Source organism: Mycobacterium sp. 1245111.1 (assembly GCF_001673405.1).
Taxonomy (GTDB): domain Bacteria; phylum Actinomycetota; class Actinomycetes; order Mycobacteriales; family Mycobacteriaceae; genus Mycobacterium.
This window is the reverse complement of record NZ_LZLV01000034.1, coordinates 197011-213233: the sequence shown is the minus strand read 5'-3', so window position 1 is coordinate 213233 and position 16223 is coordinate 197011. Positions and strand designations below refer to the sequence as shown.

General features: G+C 66.5%; 14 protein-coding genes and 1 pseudogene. 13 read left to right on the top strand and 2 right to left on the bottom strand.

All coding sequences use genetic code 11. The features are described 5' to 3' along the window. From A5658_RS07085 to A5658_RS28395, 6 genes and pseudogenes are all read left to right on the top strand, one after another. Entirely contained in the window at nt 1-1245 is a 1245-nt protein-coding gene (locus A5658_RS07085) for an acyl-CoA dehydrogenase family protein (RefSeq protein WP_067332675.1), read from the top strand. Then, nucleotides 1245-2210 (top strand): alpha/beta hydrolase, encoded by a 966-nt coding sequence (locus tag A5658_RS07080; protein ID WP_082992989.1) that lies wholly within the window; start codon nt 1245-1247, stop codon nt 2208-2210. The genes A5658_RS07085 and A5658_RS07080 overlap by 1 nt, the downstream gene beginning before the upstream one ends. Continuing rightward, on the top strand, nt 2207-3793 hold the full coding sequence (locus A5658_RS07075; protein ID WP_082992988.1) for an acyl-CoA synthetase: 1587 nt from the start codon (nt 2207-2209) through the stop codon (nt 3791-3793). Before A5658_RS07080 ends, A5658_RS07075 begins: the two co-directional genes overlap by 4 nt. Before the next feature lie 8 nt (nt 3794-3801). After that, nucleotides 3802-4632: a short-chain dehydrogenase/reductase gene (locus A5658_RS07070; RefSeq protein WP_067332671.1), complete on the top strand. Its 831-nt coding sequence runs from the start codon at nt 3802-3804 to the stop codon at nt 4630-4632. Continuing rightward, the gene (locus A5658_RS07065) at nt 4629-6095 is read left to right on the top strand and encodes an NAD(P)/FAD-dependent oxidoreductase (protein ID WP_067332793.1); all 1467 of its coding nucleotides are present in this window, start codon (nt 4629-4631) and stop codon (nt 6093-6095) included. Before A5658_RS07070 ends, A5658_RS07065 begins: the two co-directional genes overlap by 4 nt. Next, nucleotides 6092-6187 (top strand): annotated as a pseudogene (locus A5658_RS28395) (short-chain dehydrogenase); the annotation flags it as partial. The gene A5658_RS07065 and the pseudogene A5658_RS28395, both read left to right, overlap by 4 nt. A gap of 204 nt (nt 6188-6391) precedes the next feature. Here A5658_RS28395 and mntR read toward each other — a convergent pair. Beyond that, nucleotides 6392-7096, bottom strand: a complete 705-nt coding sequence (gene mntR / locus A5658_RS07055) for a manganese-binding transcriptional regulator MntR (RefSeq protein ID WP_067332667.1) — start codon at nt 7094-7096, stop codon at nt 6392-6394. 79 nt (nt 7097-7175) lie between these two features. Between mntR and A5658_RS07050 the strand changes: the two genes are divergently transcribed. The 5 genes from A5658_RS07050 (at nt 7176) to A5658_RS07030 (ending at nt 13546) form a co-directional block, all read left to right on the top strand. Next, a complete protein-coding gene (locus A5658_RS07050; protein WP_067332665.1) occupies nt 7176-8150 on the top strand; it encodes a bifunctional riboflavin kinase/FAD synthetase in 975 nt (324 codons plus the stop codon). 120 nt (nt 8151-8270) lie between these two features. Beyond that, nucleotides 8271-8540 (top strand): 30S ribosomal protein S15, encoded by a 270-nt coding sequence (gene rpsO / locus A5658_RS07045; protein WP_067332662.1) that lies wholly within the window; start codon nt 8271-8273, stop codon nt 8538-8540. A 351-nt stretch (nt 8541-8891) separates the two neighbouring features. Then, a complete protein-coding gene (locus tag A5658_RS07040; RefSeq protein WP_067332661.1) occupies nt 8892-11186 on the top strand; it encodes a polyribonucleotide nucleotidyltransferase in 2295 nt (764 codons plus the stop codon). Continuing rightward, a complete protein-coding gene (locus A5658_RS07035) occupies nt 11164-12519 on the top strand; it encodes a pitrilysin family protein (protein ID WP_082992987.1) in 1356 nt (451 codons plus the stop codon). Before A5658_RS07040 ends, A5658_RS07035 begins: the two co-directional genes overlap by 23 nt. A gap of 4 nt (nt 12520-12523) precedes the next feature. Next, the gene (locus A5658_RS07030; RefSeq protein ID WP_067332660.1) at nt 12524-13546 is read left to right on the top strand and encodes a nitronate monooxygenase; all 1023 of its coding nucleotides are present in this window, start codon (nt 12524-12526) and stop codon (nt 13544-13546) included. Between the two features lies 1 nt (nt 13547). Here A5658_RS07030 and ald read toward each other — a convergent pair whose 3' ends face one another. Beyond that, the gene (ald, locus tag A5658_RS07025; RefSeq protein WP_067332658.1) at nt 13548-14666 is read right to left on the bottom strand and encodes an alanine dehydrogenase; all 1119 of its coding nucleotides are present in this window, start codon (nt 14664-14666) and stop codon (nt 13548-13550) included. Between the two features lie 68 nt (nt 14667-14734). On the opposite strand from ald, the gene A5658_RS07020 reads away from it, so the two are divergent. Further along, a complete protein-coding gene (locus tag A5658_RS07020; RefSeq protein WP_067332656.1) occupies nt 14735-15250 on the top strand; it encodes an Lrp/AsnC family transcriptional regulator in 516 nt (171 codons plus the stop codon). Nucleotides 15251-15296: 46 nt separating this feature from the next. Beyond that, the gene (locus A5658_RS07015) at nt 15297-16217 is read left to right on the top strand and encodes a metal-dependent hydrolase (protein WP_067332791.1); all 921 of its coding nucleotides are present in this window, start codon (nt 15297-15299) and stop codon (nt 16215-16217) included. Nucleotides 16218-16223: the final 6 nt, after the last annotated feature.

The following is a 16223-nucleotide window of genomic DNA, read 5'->3' as shown; positions in this document are numbered from 1 at the left end:
ATGTTCGAATGGTCTGACACCGACCTGATCATGCGGGATGCCGTCCGTGGGTTCATCGACAAGGAGATTCGACCACACCTCGACGCACTGGAAACCGGTGAGATCTCGCCGTATCCGATTGCGCGCAAGCTGTTCAGCGAGTTCGGCCTCGACGTGATGGCCGCTGAGGCGGTCAAGACGATGCTGGACAAGGAGCGGGCCAGGCAGGAAGGTGCCACCGAGAAGAAGTCATCGGGCGGGCTCGCCGGAATGGGTGCGCAAGCCTCGATGGCGGCCGTGCTGGTCTCCGAGCTCGCCGGGGTGAGCCTCGGGTTACTCAGTGCGGTCGGTGTCAGCCTCGGCCTGGGCGCGGCGACGATCATGAGCCGCGGCACGCTCGCCCAAAAGGAGCGCTGGCTACCGGAACTCATGACGCTGGAGAAAATCGCGGCGTGGGCGATCACCGAGCCGGACTCGGGCTCCGACGCCTTCGGCGGGATGAAGACGACAGTTCGGCGCTCCGGCGACGAAGACGGGGCCTACATCCTCAACGGGCAGAAGACATTCATCACCAACGGCCCCTACGCCGACGTGATGGTCGTCTACGCCAAGCTCGACGACGGCTCAGGTGACAAGCGCAACCGGCCGGTGCTGACGTTCGTGCTGGACGCCGGCATGGCAGGTCTGGTTCAGGGTAAGCCGTTCAAGAAGATGGGCATCATGTCGTCGCCGACCGGTGAACTGTTCTTCGACAACGTCCGCCTGTCACCCGACCGTCTGCTCGGCGAAACCGAGAACCACACCGGGGGAGACGGGCGGGACAGCGCGCGGGCCAACTTCTCCGCCGAACGGATCGGCGTCGCACTGATGTCGCTGGGCATCATCAACGAATGCCACCGGCTCTGCATCGACTACGCCAAGACCCGCACGTTGTGGGGCAAGAACATCGGCCAGTTCCAGCTGATTCAGCTCAAGCTGGCCAAGATGGAAGTCGCGCGGATTAACGTGCAGAACATGGTGTTCCAGACCCTCGAAAAGGCCCGGGCCGGCAAGATGCCGTCATTGGCCGAGGCCTCGGCCATCAAGCTGTACTCCTCGGAGGCGGCCACCGACGTCGCGATGGACGCCGTGCAGCTGTTCGGCGGCAACGGCTATATGACCGAGTACCGGGTCGAACAACTGGCCCGAGACGCCAAATCCTTGATGATCTACGCGGGCAGCAACGAAGTTCAGGTGACACACATCGCCAAGGGCCTGCTCGCCTGATGTCAGCGGCGGCGGCGGCAAAAGGGTTGCGGCGCGGCGCACTGCTCGCCGTCGACCGGGTCAGCTATCTGCCGATCTCGCGGCTGGGCTTCAATGCGATGCTCGACGTGCTGGTGTCGCAGCGGTGGCTGCTGGCGGCGTTGCGCCCGACGGCCGACTACGTGATCTCTCGCACCGCCCCCGTGGTTCCCGGTACGCGGATCAAGGCCGTTGCCGGGCCGGTGTCGGGGGAGTGGGTCCGGGCCCCAGAGGCCGACGATGCGCCCGGGGTGGTGCTGGTTCTTCATGGCAGCGGCTACTTGATCTGCTCGGCTCGCACCCATCGCGGTTTCGCATCGCACCTGTCCGAATACTCCGGCATGCCGACGTTCGCCATCGACTACCGGCTCGCGCCCGAGCATCCGTTCCCTGCCGCTGAGGACGACGCACTGGCGGCCTATCGCTGGCTGCTGTCGGAGGGCCACGATCCGGGAAAGATCGTGGTTGCCGGGGATTCGGCGGGTGGACACCTCGCGGTCGGGCTCGCGTTGCGGCTGCGCAGTGAAGGGCTACCCGCCCCCGCGGCGCTGTCGCTGTTCGGCCCGCTGATCGATCCGTCGTACCGGGCCTGCATCGCCGACAGGCGTACCCGGCGGCAACCGCTGGATCCACGTGCGGCCGCGCGTGCCGTCGCGCTGTATGTGGGCGATCATGACCCGACGGACCCCCGGCTGTGCCTGCTGAATGCGGAGCTGGCAGATCTGCCGCCGATCCAAATACACTATGGCTCAAGAGAAGTCATGCGGGCTGATGCCGAGGCATTCGCAGCACTCGTCACCGCGGCGGGCGGTCGCTGCGACGAGCAGATGTGGCCCGGCCTCATGCATGGATATTGGCTGTGGCCGCGCGACGGGGGGCTGACCAGCTTGCAAGTCGCCGGGCAATTCATCCGCTCATCGGTCGCCGAGGCGAACACCGCATCGTGAATCGGCCCGACGTCACCCAGATACGCGACCGACTGGCCGCCGCACGAGTGTTGGCGCGCCGCGGAATGATCGACCTACGCCGGCCCGACGAGGCGGTCCGGGCACTGCTCGCCATCCGCCGCTACGGAGCGTTCGGCGGGCTGATCGACCACACCGCCGCGCACTACCGCGACGCCCCGGCCATCACCGACGACCAGGGCACGGTCAGCTTTCGTGACCTCGACCAGGCCTCCAACGCGTTGGCACGTGGCTTGATGGCCAAGGGGATTCGGGCCGGCGGCGTCATCGCCACAGTGCACCGAAACAGCCGCGACGTCATGGTGACCATCAGCGCGAGCAACAAAATCGGGGTCCGCACCGTGCTGATGAACACGGGATTCGCCGCCCCGCAGCTCGCCGACGTATCGGCTCGGGAACACGTCAGCTGCATTCTGGTCGACGACGAATTCGAGGACATCCTGACTACGCTGCCGCCGCAGACCTTACGGTTCACCGGCAGCCGGCTCGGCGAGTTGACCGACAACCAGTCACCGTCGCGACTGCCCGCACCGCGACAGCCGGGCGGCCTGGCACTGCTGACCAGCGGTACCACCGGCACCCCGAAAGGCGTGCCCCGCAACCGGATCGATCCATCGCAGTCCGCGCAGCTGCTCGACCGCATTCCGTGGCCGCGTGACGGCGCGTATTACATCGCGGCTCCGCTGTTCCACGCGACGGGTTTGGCGACGTGTGCGCTGGGTCTGGTGCTGGGCAACCGCATCGTGATGGCACGACGCTTCGACCCCGAGGCGATGCTTCAGGCTATCGCCGAATATCGCGTCGGCGCAGTGGTGTTGGTGCCGACGATGCTGCAGCGCATCCTCGATCTCGGCCCCGATGTGCTGGCCAAATACGACACGTCGGCGCTGAAAGTGCTGTTCGCCGCTGGCTCTTCGCTGTCACCCGCGCTCTGTCGTCGTACCCACGACGCCTTCGGCTCGGTGCTGTACAACCTATACGGATCCACCGAGGTTGCGGTCGCCGCCGTCGCCACACCCGACGAACTGCACCGTGCCCCCGGCACGGTCGGTCGTCCGCCCGTCGGTTGCAGGGTGGTCCTTTACGACGAGAATCGGCGCCAGGTCACCGAACCGGGCAAGGTCGGAACGCTGTTCGTGTCAAGTGGTTTGAGCTTCACCGGATACACCGACGGTGGCAACAAGGAAATCGTCGACGGTCTGTTGTCGACCGGGGACACCGGGCACTTCGACGAGACAGGGTTGTGGTTCATCGACGGCCGCGACGACGACATGATCGTCTCGGGCGGGGAGAACGTCTTCCCGCTGGAGGTCGAGAATCTGCTCGCCGAACATCCGGACGTCGTCGAGGCGTCGGTGGTGGGCGTCGACGACGAAGACTTCGGGAAGAGGCTCGCGGCGTATGTGGTCAGCCGGCCCGAGTCCGGACTCGACGCCGATGCCATCAAGTCGCACATACGCGCCCACCTCGCTCGGCACAAGATCCCGCGTGACGTGGTCTTCATCGAGCGATTGCCGCGCAATGAGGCGGGCAAAGTCCTGCGAAGGCAGCTCACCGGCAACTAGGAGTCAGCATGAGGGTGAGTCGCAATCTGAGCAGCAAAGTCGTGGTGATCACCGGTGCGGCCCACGGCATCGGCGCGCAGGTGGCCCGCGACCTGGTCGGTGTCGGCGCGCGCGTTGCGGTACTCGATCGTGACGCTCTGGGTGCGCAGCGGCTGGTAGCCGAACTAGGTTCCGCCGCAGCGGCATTCGAAGTCGACGTGACGTCCGCGGAATCGGTGCAGACGGCGTGCGATGCCGCCGCAGCGCATTTCGGAGCCATCGATGTCGTGGTCGTCAACGCCGGTATCGCAGGTCCCGGCGTGACGGTAGCGGCGGTCGATCCGGCCGACTGGCGCCAGGTCGTCGACGTCAATCTGGTGGGTGCTTTCCATACCATCCGGGCCGCGCTGCCGCACCTGGTGGCGAGTCGCGGCTACACGATGGTGGTGGCCTCGATCGCCGCCGTGATACCGGGTCCGCTGGTGAGTGCCTACGTCGCGTCGAAGGCCGGCGTCGAGTCGTTGGCGCGTGCGGCACGCATCGAGGTCGCCGGCGACGGAGTCGGCGTAGGGATCGCGTATTTCGGGCTGATCGACACCGGGCTGGCCAACGACATGCTGGCCCGGTCCGGGCTGGGTGCCATCCTGCCTGGGCCACTCGGAAAGCTGGCCCCGGTCGAAGTCGCCGCCGCGGCCATCACCGCCGGGATCGCGCGTCGCGCGCGACGGGTCTACGCGCCGTGGTGGGTCGCGCCGATGCTCGACCTGCGACCGTTGCTGTTTCTGGCAGACCGACTCCTTGCGGTATTGCCGAGCACGCGCCGCGCGATCAGCGTGGCCGACCGGCGGGAGATCGACTGATGCAACGGCAACCGTCGGTGGGCATCATCGGGGCGGGCATGTCGGGGTTGGGTCAGGCCATCCTGCTGCGCGAAGCCGGTATCACCGACGTCACGATCTACGAGAAATCCCACGACGTCGGTGGAACCTGGCGCGACAACACCTATCCGGGGCTGTCCTGCGACGTGCCGTCGCGGTTCTATCAATTCACGTTCGCGATGAAACCCGATTGGACACAGCTCTTCTCGCCTGGCGCGGAGATTTTCGAATACTTCCGTCGGCTGACCGACGAGTACGCGCTGAGGGAGATCATTCGCTTCGGCGTCGAGGTCGTCGACGCGCGCTTCGCCGAAGGCCGCTGGCGGCTCGCGACTGCCGCTGGGGAGGCGATGACGCATGACTTCCTGATCGCGGCAACCGGTGTCCTGCGCGTGCCGCGCACCCCAGCGATCGAGGGGCTGGCCGAATTCGACGGCCCTGTCATGCATTCCGCGCGCTGGGATCACACGGTCGATATGACCGGCAAGCGGGTCGCGGTGGTGGGAACCGGATCCACCGGCGTCCAGATCGTTTGCGGCCTGGCCGGTTCGGCCGGACGCCTCGAGCTGTTTCAGCGCAGCGCACAATGGATTCTGCCGCTGCCCAACCCGCACTACCGCAGCTGGTCAGCCCCGGTACACCGAAGGGTGCCTGCGCTCAGCTCGATGGCGTACTACGGGTACCACTTGATGTTCGAGTGGTTGGCTCGCGCGTTGGTGAAGCCAGGCTGGCGTCGTCGCCTGATGGGCGCCGCTTGCCGGGCTAACCTGCGTTCGGTCCGCGACCGCGATTTGCGGCGCCGCCTCACGCCGGACTACCAGCCGATGTGCCGGCGGCTGGTCATGTCGGCGGGCTTCTACCCGGCCATACAGCGCGACAACGTGCACCTGGTCGATTCCGGCATCGATCACGTCGAACACCGTGGCATCGTCACCGCCGACGGCGAATTGCACGAACTCGACGCGATCGTGCTGGCCACCGGTTTCGATGCGCACGCCTTCATGCGGCCAATGTCGTTGGTGGGCCGCGACGGTCTGACCCTTGAGCAGCTGTGGAATGAAGGGCCCAGGGCGCTCTTGGGCGTGGCGTTGCCCGGTTTCCCGAACTTCTTCATGTTGATGGGCCCGCACAGTCCGGTCGGCAACTACTCGCTGACCGCGATCGCCGAGGCGCAGGCCAATCACATCCTCGGCTGGATCCAACGTTGGGGCACGGGCGAATTCGACAATGTCGCGCCGACCCGTCGTGCCACCGACGCCTTCAACGCGAGCATGCGGCAGGCCCTGCCCGGCACGGTGTGGGCAACGGGATGCACGAGTTGGTATCTGGGCGCCGATGGCCTGCCCGAACTGTGGCCGTGGACGCCGCACGAGTATCGGCGCCGACTCGCGGCGGTACCCGATATCAACGATTACGACATCGACACATTGGCGAGGACAGCATGAAAACGGATTTGCGCGGACGCGTCGTGGCGATCACTGGCGGCGCGCGGGGGATTGGCCTGGCCACCGCGAAAGCGTTTGCGGCCGTGGTGGCTGCCACGCGCAATCACCGCGCCGTGTCCTATGTGCCGCGTCGAATGCAATTCCTGTTACGGACCGCGCTTTTCACGCCGCAACGGCCGCGCAGATTCCTCGGCCGAGTGACCCGTACCGACCGGGTATTTCTCGCGATGGACCAAGCTACCCGCGATGCCTACCATGCCAGGGCAGTTGCCGCCGAGTAGGTGTCGCGGAATACGCTAGCGAGCGACCATCCAAATCGCTTGCGCGGCTGGGCTTCCCAAATCGACCGTGGTGGGTCCGCCGTCGGCCGACTCGACCGCGACCGAAATCATCCCGGCGAACTCGCGGCGGGTGAGCACCCGCAGCCGCGAGTCGAGGCTGATGCCGATGCTGTCGAAGTAGCGCAGCATCTCGGGATCCTTGTCCGATATCCGCGCCACGGTTCCCGCGTCGCCGTCGGCGCATGACCACAGCTGACGGGCCGGCGGGGTCGGCACCCGACCGTCGGAGCCCGGGATCGGATCGCCATGCGGATCGCGCTGCGGGAAGCCGAGCTTGGCGTCGATGCGGGCGATCAGCTGATCCGACACGGCGTGCTCGAGCACCTCGGCCTCGTCGTGCACCTCGTCCCAGCCGTAGCCGAGTTCGGTGACCAGAAACGCCTCCAACAGCCGGTGGCGCCGGACCATCGCCAATGCCGCACGGCGGCCCGAGTCGGTCAACGTGACCGCCCCGTATTTCTCGTGATCGACCAGACCTTGCTCGGCGAGTTTGCGGATGGACTCCGAGGCGGTGCTGGCCGATACCCCGAGCTTGTCGGCCAGCATCTTGGTGCTGACCTTCGCACGAGACCATTCCTGGGCGTTCCAGATGGCTTTGAGGTAGTCCTGGGCAACCGTACTGAGTCCGGACGGCTCCTCGGCGGCTGGTTCGGGGCGCACAACGGAAGTTTAAGCAATCCTCACCTGATCTGCGGCTCTCGCACGACCACGCGCTACCTCGCCCCGTACGCTTGTCGTTGTGCAACGGTGGCGCGGCCAGGACGAGATCCCCACGGACTGGGGCCGATGCGTGCTCACGATCGGGGTGTTCGACGGGCTGCACCGCGGCCACGCCGAGCTGATCGAACACGCGGTCAAGTCGGGTCGCGCCCGGGGCGTGCCGACGGTGTTGATGACGTTCGATCCGCATCCGATGGAAGTCGTGCATCCGGGTAGCCATCCCGCACAGCTGACCACCCTGACCCGGCGCGCCGAGCTGGCCGAGGAATTCGGCATCGACGTCTTTTTGGTGATGCCGTTCACCACGGCGTTCATGAAACTCACGCCCGAGCGCTACGTCCACGAACTTCTCGTCGAGAACCTGCACGTGGTGGAAGTCGTGGTGGGGGAGAACTTCACTTTCGGCAAGAAGGCCGCCGGAACGGTCGACACCCTGCGCAGTGCCGGCGCTCGGCTCGGGTTCGCGGTGGAAGCGATGTCGCTGGTGTCCGAGCACCACAACAGCGAGACCGTGACGTTCTCGTCGACCTACATCCGGTCTTGCGTCGACGCCGGTGACGTGGTCGCGGCCGCCGAAGCATTGGGTCGGCCGCACCGGGTCGAAGGCGTGGTGGTGCGAGGCGAGGGACGGGGCACCGAGTTGGGTTTCCCCACCGCGAACGTCGCTCCGCCGATGCACTCGGCGATCCCGGCCGACGGCGTCTACGCGGCCTGGTTCACCGTGTTGGGTCACGGCCCGGTAACCGGGGCGGTCGTGCCGGGCGAGCGCTATCAGGCCGCGGTATCGGTGGGCACCAACCCGACCTTCTCCGGGCGTACCCGAACGGTCGAGGCGTTCGTCCTCGACACCGCCGCCGACCTGTACGGGCAGCATGTCGCGCTGGACTTCGTCGCCCGGATCCGTCGGCAGAAGAAGTTCGGCTCGGTGAGCGACCTGGTCGAGGCGATGAACAAGGACACCAAGCGCGCCCGCAAGCTACTTTCCGCCGGCTGAGCTGCGTATTTCGGGCTCAAGCGACGCCCGCTGCTAGACTTCCCCGCGATACGGGCGTGCTGCAGTTCGCGGTGGCCGCACCTAGTTGAATGTTCGCGGACCTATTGATGGAGATACTTCGTGGCGCTTACCGCCGAGCAGAAAAAAGAAATCCTGGGCTCCTACGGCCTGCACGCGACCGACACGGGCTCGCCCGAGGCGCAGGTCGCGCTGCTGACCAAGCGGATCGCGGACCTGACTGAGCACCTCAAGCAGCACAAGCACGACCACCACTCGCGACGCGGACTGCTGCTGCTGGTCGGTCGTCGTCGTCGTCTGCTCAAGTACGTCGCTCAGGTCGACGTGGAGCGCTACCGCTCGCTGATCGAGCGGCTCGGCCTGCGCCGCTGATCCTGAGGCCGCGGTATGGCCGCGGCTTAAGGAATCGCCAGGTCGGCGTGTAGAGTCAAAGGCGTTTTGGGCCCATCGGCCCGAGCAAGGTGCGGCGCGCGCGATCCGCGCGCACCGTTCCAGCGAGGCACAACAGGACTACGAAGGACGACACGTCTGTATCGCGCGGTCTTCGGTAGTGGCTGCCGAGCTCCCCGAATCCGGGGTAGGTCGGCCGCTTCGATCGACGGCCGTCGCCGCTTCCAGACTGTGTCTTTCGACGGCCCCTCCGGGCCAGTCCCCGCAACCCTCCGGGTTGCGCGTGCCTGCGCGAAATAGCTGAACAAATCCAGAGAGGCTGCACGGACGCACATGTCTGCTGCTGAAATTGACGAAGGCGTGGTCGAGTCGACCGCCACCATTGACAACGGGAGCTTCGGCACCCGCACCATCCGTTTCGAGACCGGCCGGCTGGCCAAGCAGGCCGCCGGCTCCGTCGTCGCCTACCTCGACGACGAGACCATGCTGCTGTCGGCCACCACGGCCAGCAAGACCCCGAAGGAGCACTTCGACTTCTTCCCGCTCACGATCGACGTCGAAGAGCGGATGTATGCCGCGGGGCGCATCCCCGGGTCGTTCTTCCGCCGCGAGGGCCGTCCCTCCACCGACGCGATCCTGACCTGTCGTCTGATCGACCGTCCGCTGCGGCCCACGTTCGTGTCCGGGTTGCGCAACGAGATCCAGGTCGTCGTGACCATCCTGAGCCTGGACCCCAAGGATCTCTACGACGTGCTGGCGATCAACGCCGCGTCGGCGTCGACCCAGATCTCGGGTCTGCCGTTCGCCGGCCCCGTCGGCGGTGTGCGCGTCGCGCTCATCGACGGTCAGTGGGTCGCGTTCCCGACGGTCGAGCAGCTCGAGAACGCCGTGTTCGACATGGTCGTCGCGGGCCGCAAGGTGGGGGATGACCCCAAAGATATTGCGATCATGATGGTCGAGGCCGAGGCCACCGAGAACGTCATCGAGCTCGTCGCCGGTGGCGCGGGTGCGCCCACCGAGAGCGTGGTGGCCGAGGGCCTGGAGGCCGCCAAGCCGTTCATCGCGGCGCTGTGTACCGCGCAGCAGGAGCTGTACGACGCCGCGGGCAAGGAAACAGCCGACTACCCGCTGTTCCCGGACTACCAGGACGACGTCTACTACTCAGTGGCCTCGGTGGCCACCGAGGAGCTCTCCAAGGCCCTCACGATCGCCGGCAAGGAAGAGCGTGACGCGCGCACCGACGAGCTCAAGGGCGAGGTGCTCGAGCGGCTGGCCGGAACCTACGAGGGCCGCGAGAAGGAAGTCAGCGCCGCATTCCGGTCACTGACCAAAAAGCTTGTGCGCCAGCGGATTCTGTCCGACCACTTCCGCATCGACGGCCGTGGTATCACCGACATCCGCGCCCTGTCGGCCGAGGTCGCGGTGATCCCGCGGACGCACGGCAGTGCGCTGTTCGAGCGCGGCGAGACCCAGATTATGGGCGTCACCACCCTCGACATGGTCAAGATGGCCCAGCAGATCGACTCGCTGGGACCGGAAACCTCCAAGCGCTACATGCACCACTACAACTTCCCGCCGTTCTCGACCGGTGAGACCGGCCGGGTCGGCTCGCCCAAGCGGCGCGAGATCGGCCACGGTGCGTTGGCCGAGCGGGCCTTGGTGCCGGTATTGCCCAGCATCGAGGAGTTCCCCTACGCGATTCGCCAGGTCTCGGAAGCCTTAAGCTCCAACGGTTCCACGTCGATGGGCTCGGTGTGTGCTTCGACACTGTCGCTGCTGAACGCCGGTGTGCCTTTGAAGGCCCCGGTCGCCGGTATCGCGATGGGCCTGGTGTCGGACGACATCGAGACCGACGGCAAGACCGAGCGCCGCTTCGTGACGCTCACCGACATCCTGGGCGCCGAAGATGCCTTCGGTGACATGGACTTCAAGTGCGCGGGCACCAAGGAGTTCGTCACCGCCCTGCAGCTGGACACCAAGCTCGACGGCATCCCGTCGCAGGTGCTGGCCGGTGCGCTGGCGCAGGCCAAGGACGCGCGACTGACCATCCTCGAGGTGATGGCGGAGGCGATCGACGAGCCCGACGAGATGAGCCCGTTCGCGCCTCGCATCACCACGATCAAGGTGCCGGTCGACAAGATCGGCGAGGTGATCGGGCCCAAGGGCAAGATGATCAACTCGATCACCGAGGAGACCGGCGCGCAGATCTCCATCGAGGACGACGGCACGGTGTTCGTCGGCGCCAGCAACGGCGAGTCGGCGCAGGCCGCGATCGACAAGATCAACGCGATCGCCAACCCTCAGCTGCCCAAGACCGGCGAGCGGTTCCTCGGGACCGTCGTCAAGACGACCGATTTCGGTGCGTTCGTCTCGCTGCTGCCGGGTCGCGACGGGCTGGTGCACATCTCCAAGCTCGGTCGGGGCAAGCGCATCGCCAAGGTCGAAGACGTCGTGAGCGTCGGCGACAAGCTTCGTGTCGAGATCGCCGACATCGACAAGCGGGGCAAGATCTCGCTGGTGCTTGTCGACGAGGATGCCGCCGGTGATTCCGGCGGGGCTTCCGGCAGCGATAACGACGCCGCAAGCCCGGAGACCGCGCCCGCCGATGCCGCGACGGCCAGCAGTTAGTCCAGCGACGCGACCGCTGCGCCGCGGTCGGCAGGGTTCTGAGCCTTCCGCGGCGTTCCGGCGCACCACGCTTCCCGGCGGCCTGCGCGTCGTCACCGAATACCTGCCCGGGGTGCGCTCTGCCTCGGTCGGGGTGTGGGTCGGGGTCGGATCGCGCGACGAAGGTGCCACGGTCGCCGGCGCCGCGCACTTCCTGGAACACCTGTTGTTCAAGTCGACTCCGACGCGCACCGCTGTCGACATCGCGCAGGCGATGGACGCGGTCGGCGGCGAGCTGAACGCGTTCACCGCCAAGGAGCACACCTGCTACTACGCGCATGTGCTCGACAGCGATCTCGCACTGGCCGTCGACCTGGTCAGTGACGTCGTGCTCAACGGGCGTTGTGCCGCAAGCGATGTCGAGCTGGAACGTGACGTCGTCCTCGAAGAGATCGCGATGCGCGACGACGACCCCGAAGATGCGCTGGCCGACCAGTTCCTCGCGGCCCTGTTCGGCGATCACCCGGTGGGCCGCCCGGTGATCGGCAGCGTGCAGTCGGTGTCGTCGATGACGCGCGCCCAGCTGCATTCGTTCCATCAGCGGCGCTACACGCCCGAGCGGATGGTCGTCGCGGTGGCCGGAAACGTCGACCACGACGACGTGGTGGCCTTGGTGCGCGAGCACTTCGGGCCGCGGCTGGTCCGGGGCCGCCACGCGATAGCACCCCGCAAGGGTGCCGGTCGGGTCAGTGGTCGCCCCCGGCTGACTGTGGTCAACCGGGACGCCGAGCAGACCCACGTGTTTCTCGGCGTGCGCACCCCGGGTCGGCACTGGAAGCATCGCTGGGCGCTGTCGGTGCTGAACACCGCGCTGGGCGGCGGCCTGAGTTCGCGCCTGTTCCAACAGGTTCGGGAGTCTCGTGGGCTGGCTTACTCGGTGTACTCGTCACTGGACACGTTCTCCGATTCCGGCGCGATGTCGGTGTACGCCGCATGTCTGCCCGAACGGTTCGCCGAAGTAACGCGGGTGACCGCCGACGTGCTCGCGGACGTGGGCCGCGACGGCATCACCGAGACGGAATGCCGGATCGCCAAGGGCTCGCTGCGCGGCGGGCTGGTGCTCGGCCTGGAGGACTCCAGTTCGCGGATGAACCGCATCGGTCGTGGCGAACTCAACTACGCTGAGCATCGAAGCATCGATCGGACCCTGCAGGAGCTCGATGAGGTCACGCTGGACGAGGTCAACGCGGTTGCCCGTCAACTACTCAACAAGCCCTACGGCGCTGCGGTCCTCGGACCTCATCAGTCGACGGGAAAGTCACTGCCGCAACAGCTTCGGACAATGACAGGGTAGCGCGATGGTACTGGGCTTCTGGGATCTCGACGTGCCGATCGTGGGAGCGCCGATGGCAGGCGGACCCGGCACACCCGCGCTGGCCGCGGCGGTGTCCAACGCCGGCGGCCTCGGCTTTCTGGCCGGTGGCTACATCAGCGCCGACCGACTGGCCAACGACATCGCCGCGGCGCGCGCCGCGACCACCGGCCCGATCGGTGTGAACCTGTTCGTCCCTCAGCCCAGCGTCGCCGACGTCATCGCGTTGGACCATTACGCCGAGGCGCTCGACGAGCTGGCCGAGCACTACGACGTTCATGTCGGCTACCCGGAATTCGGCGATGACGACGGCTGGCAGCAGAAGCTCGAGGTGGTCGCCGATATGCGACCCGAGTTGGTGTCGTTCACGTTCGGCGCGCCGTCGCCGGATGTGTTGCGCCGCTTCGGCGCCATGGGCATGTTGCTCTACGTCACGGTGACGTCGGCATACGAGGCCGGGGTGGCTGTCGCCGCCGGCGCCGACGGCCTCGTCGTGCAGGGCCCGGACGCCGGTGGGCACCGCGGCACGTTCGCCCCGGACATGAGTCCGGGCACCGAGCCGCTCCACGCCCTGTTGGATCGCATCGGCCACGCCCACGATGTTCCGCTGATCGCGGCCGGCGGATTGTCCAGCACCGAAGACGTCGCCGCGGCACTGCGCAGGGGAGCGGCGGCCGCGCAGATCGGCACCGCGCTGCTGCTGTCCGACGAGGCCGGCACCAACACCGCGCATCGCTCCGCGCTCACTCATCCGCAATTCGACAACACCGTTGTCACCAACGCGTTCTCGGGCCGCTACGCCCGTGGCCTGGCGAATGACTTCACCCGGTTGATGGATCAGATCGCGCCGCTGGGCTATCCCGAGGTCAACCAGATGACGTCGCCGATTCGCAGAGCCGCGGTCGAAATGGAAGACCCGCACGGCACCAACCTGTGGGCAGGGACGGGGTATCGGAAGGCTCAGGCCGGGCCGGCGAAGGACATCGTCGACAAACTCGGCCACGTCTGACTCAGCGACTTAGCATGTCCGCGGGGTCGGTGTAGGGCAACGTCAGGTCGGCGGCAACCCGCTGACAGAGCAGCGCTCCGTTGTGCGTCGAAAGCCCCTTGGCAAGAGCAGGATTCGACCTACATGCCCCGCGCCAGCCCTGGTCGGCAAGCTCGAGCACATACGGCAGGGTCGCATTGGTCAGTGCGACCGTCGACGTGGCGGGAACGGCGGCGGGCATGTTGGCCACGCAGTAGAACACGGTGTCGTGAACTGCGAAGGTCGGGTCGTCGTGAGTGGTCGGCCGCGAATCTTCGAAGCAGCCGCCCTGATCGATCGCGATGTCCACCAGGACTGCGCCTGGCTTCATATGAGCGACAAGGGAATTCGATACCAATGTCGGCGCTTTGCCGCCGGGCAGCAACACCGCGCCGATCACCAGGTCGGCGGCCTTGACCGCTTCTTCCAGTCCCAGTGCGGTGGAGTAGCGAGTCTGCGCCCGGCCGCTGAACGCCTGGTCGACGTGTCGCAGCTTGTCGATGTTCACGTCGAAAACCGTGACGGCCGCTCCCATGCCGTGCGCGACCCGGGCGGCGTTGTATCCCGCGGTCCCGGCGCCGATCACCACCACCGAGGCCGGCTCGACGCCCGGCACCCCGCCCATCAGCACGCCGCGACCGCCGTGGGTGCGCATCAGGTGGTACGCGCCGACCTGAGCCGAGAGCCGACCCGCGACCTCGCTCATCGGGGCCAGCAGCGGCAAGGCGCCATCGGCCGTCTGCACGGTCTCGTACGCGATCGACGTGGTGCCAGACGCCAGCAGTGCCTCCGTGCACGTCCGTGACGCGGCGAGGTGCAGATAGGCGAACAGTGTCTGGCCGCGCCGCATGCGCGAATATTCAACCGGCAGGGGCTCTTTGACTTTGAGCAGTAGATCGGCGTCGGACCACACGTCCTCGGCGGTGGAGACTACTTGCGCACCAACGGCTTTGAAGTCGCTGTCGGCGATCGCCGAACCTTCACCGGCTCCCGCCTGTATCAGGATTTCGTGACCGCGGCGGGTCAGTTCGGCGACGCCGGACGGGGTGATCGCCACGCGGAACTCGTTGTTTTTGACTTCGGTTGGGATGCCCACACGCATACCGTTGATTGTGAAGAAACTTCGCCCAGCACGCAAAGATCCTGAAGACACAGCGATATCATCGCCAAATGAGCGAAGAAATATCGGGAGTTCTCGGGCATGCGGGTGCACCGCCGAAGGATCTTCGACCAGCCGATTTGGACCGTATCGATCGCAGAATCCTCGGCCTGCTGCACGCCGATGCCCGGATGACCAACAGCGCGCTGGCCGAGGAACTCGGGATCGCGGCGTCGACCTGTCACGGCCGGGTTCGTCGGCTGCAGGAGTCCGGCGTTATCCGCGGCTTCTACGCCGACATCGATCCCGCAGCGGTGGGTTTGCCTCTGCAGGCGATGATTTCGGTGAGCCTGCAGTCCCACGCCCGCGGCAGGATCCGCGACTTCATTCAGCAGATTCGGCGGCGACCGCAGGTGATGGACGTCTACTTCCTGGCCGGCACCGACGACTTCATCCTGCACGTCGCCGCCCGCGACACCGAGGACCTGCGTTCGTTCGTGGTGGAGAACCTCAACGCCGACGCCGACGTCGCCGGCACCCAGACTTCGCTGATCTTCGAGCACCTGCGGGGGGCCGCGCCGGTCTGACCGCGGCGTATTCCCGATACCAGCGGTACCGGGTATGCTGCTGCAGATGTTCACGGTCAACGACGAGGCGGTCGGTCCGCACCTGCAAGCCGGCGCGACCGGATTCGACCACGAACGACTGGTCCTCGAGGCGCGCGACGTCGCCTTCGACTGGACCAAGCTGCCGTTTCACTACGTGCCCGGTGAGCCGTTCACCACACACATGCTCAACGTGCTGCACCTGCTGCTGCCGGCCGGGGAAGAGTTCTTCGTCGACCTGTTCAAGCAGGCGCTCCCGCTGATCAAAGACGACGAGCTGCGCCTCGACGTGCAGGGCTTCATCGGCCAAGAGGCGATGCACGCCCAGGCTCACACCGGGGTGCAGGAGTACTTCGCCGCCAACGACGTCGACGTGACACCGTTCACCGACCAGATCAGCTGGCTGTTCGCCAAGCTGCTCGGTGACCGGCCGCGCTGGAGTGTGCGGCGTCAGCACAGCTGGCTGCTCGAACGCGTCGCGCTGGTCTCGGCGATCGAGCACTACACCGCGATCCTCGGCGAGTGGATCCTCGACACCCCGCAGCTCGATGCGATCGGCGCCGACCCGGTGATGCTGGACATGCTTCGCTGGCACGGCGCGGAAGAAGTCGAGCACAAAGCGGTGGCCTTCGACCTGATGAAGCACCTGCGGGCCGGCTACCTACGACAGGTTCGCACCCAGCTGGTTGTGACGCCGATGATGTTTCTGGTGTGGGTGCGCGGGCTCCGGTTCATGTACTCCATCGACCGGCAGCTGCCGCCGGGAACCAAACCGCGCTGGCGTGACTACTTCATCGCGGCCCGACGCGGATTGATGCCGGGACCGATGCGATTCATCCGGGTCATCGCCGCCTACTACCTGCCGCGCTTTCACCCGTCGCAGCTGGGCGGGGTCGAGAAAGCGGTTGACTACCTGGCGATCTCGCCTTCCGCCCGCGCCTCGCGTTGAGCCGAG

What these genes read in the sequence shown, in the direction of transcription:
- A5658_RS07085 (WP_067332675.1), top strand. Translation starts at nt 1, where the DNA reads ATGTTCGAATGGTCTGACACCGACCTGATCATGCGGGATGCCGTCCGT.
- ald (WP_067332658.1), bottom strand. Translation starts at nt 14,666, where the DNA reads ATGCGTGTGGGCATCCCAACCGAAGTCAAAAACAACGAGTTCCGCGTG.
- A5658_RS07020 (WP_067332656.1), top strand. Translation starts at nt 14,735, where the DNA reads ATGAGCGAAGAAATATCGGGAGTTCTCGGGCATGCGGGTGCACCGCCG.
- A5658_RS07040 (WP_067332661.1), top strand. Translation starts at nt 8,892, where the DNA reads ATGTCTGCTGCTGAAATTGACGAAGGCGTGGTCGAGTCGACCGCCACC.
- A5658_RS07080 (WP_082992989.1), top strand. Translation starts at nt 1,245, where the DNA reads ATGTCAGCGGCGGCGGCGGCAAAAGGGTTGCGGCGCGGCGCACTGCTC.
- A5658_RS07030 (WP_067332660.1), top strand. Translation starts at nt 12,524, where the DNA reads ATGGTACTGGGCTTCTGGGATCTCGACGTGCCGATCGTGGGAGCGCCG.
- A5658_RS07070 (WP_067332671.1), top strand. Translation starts at nt 3,802, where the DNA reads ATGAGGGTGAGTCGCAATCTGAGCAGCAAAGTCGTGGTGATCACCGGT.
- A5658_RS07035 (WP_082992987.1), top strand. Translation starts at nt 11,164, where the DNA reads ATGCCGCGACGGCCAGCAGTTAGTCCAGCGACGCGACCGCTGCGCCGC.
- A5658_RS07015 (WP_067332791.1), top strand. Translation starts at nt 15,297, where the DNA reads ATGTTCACGGTCAACGACGAGGCGGTCGGTCCGCACCTGCAAGCCGGC.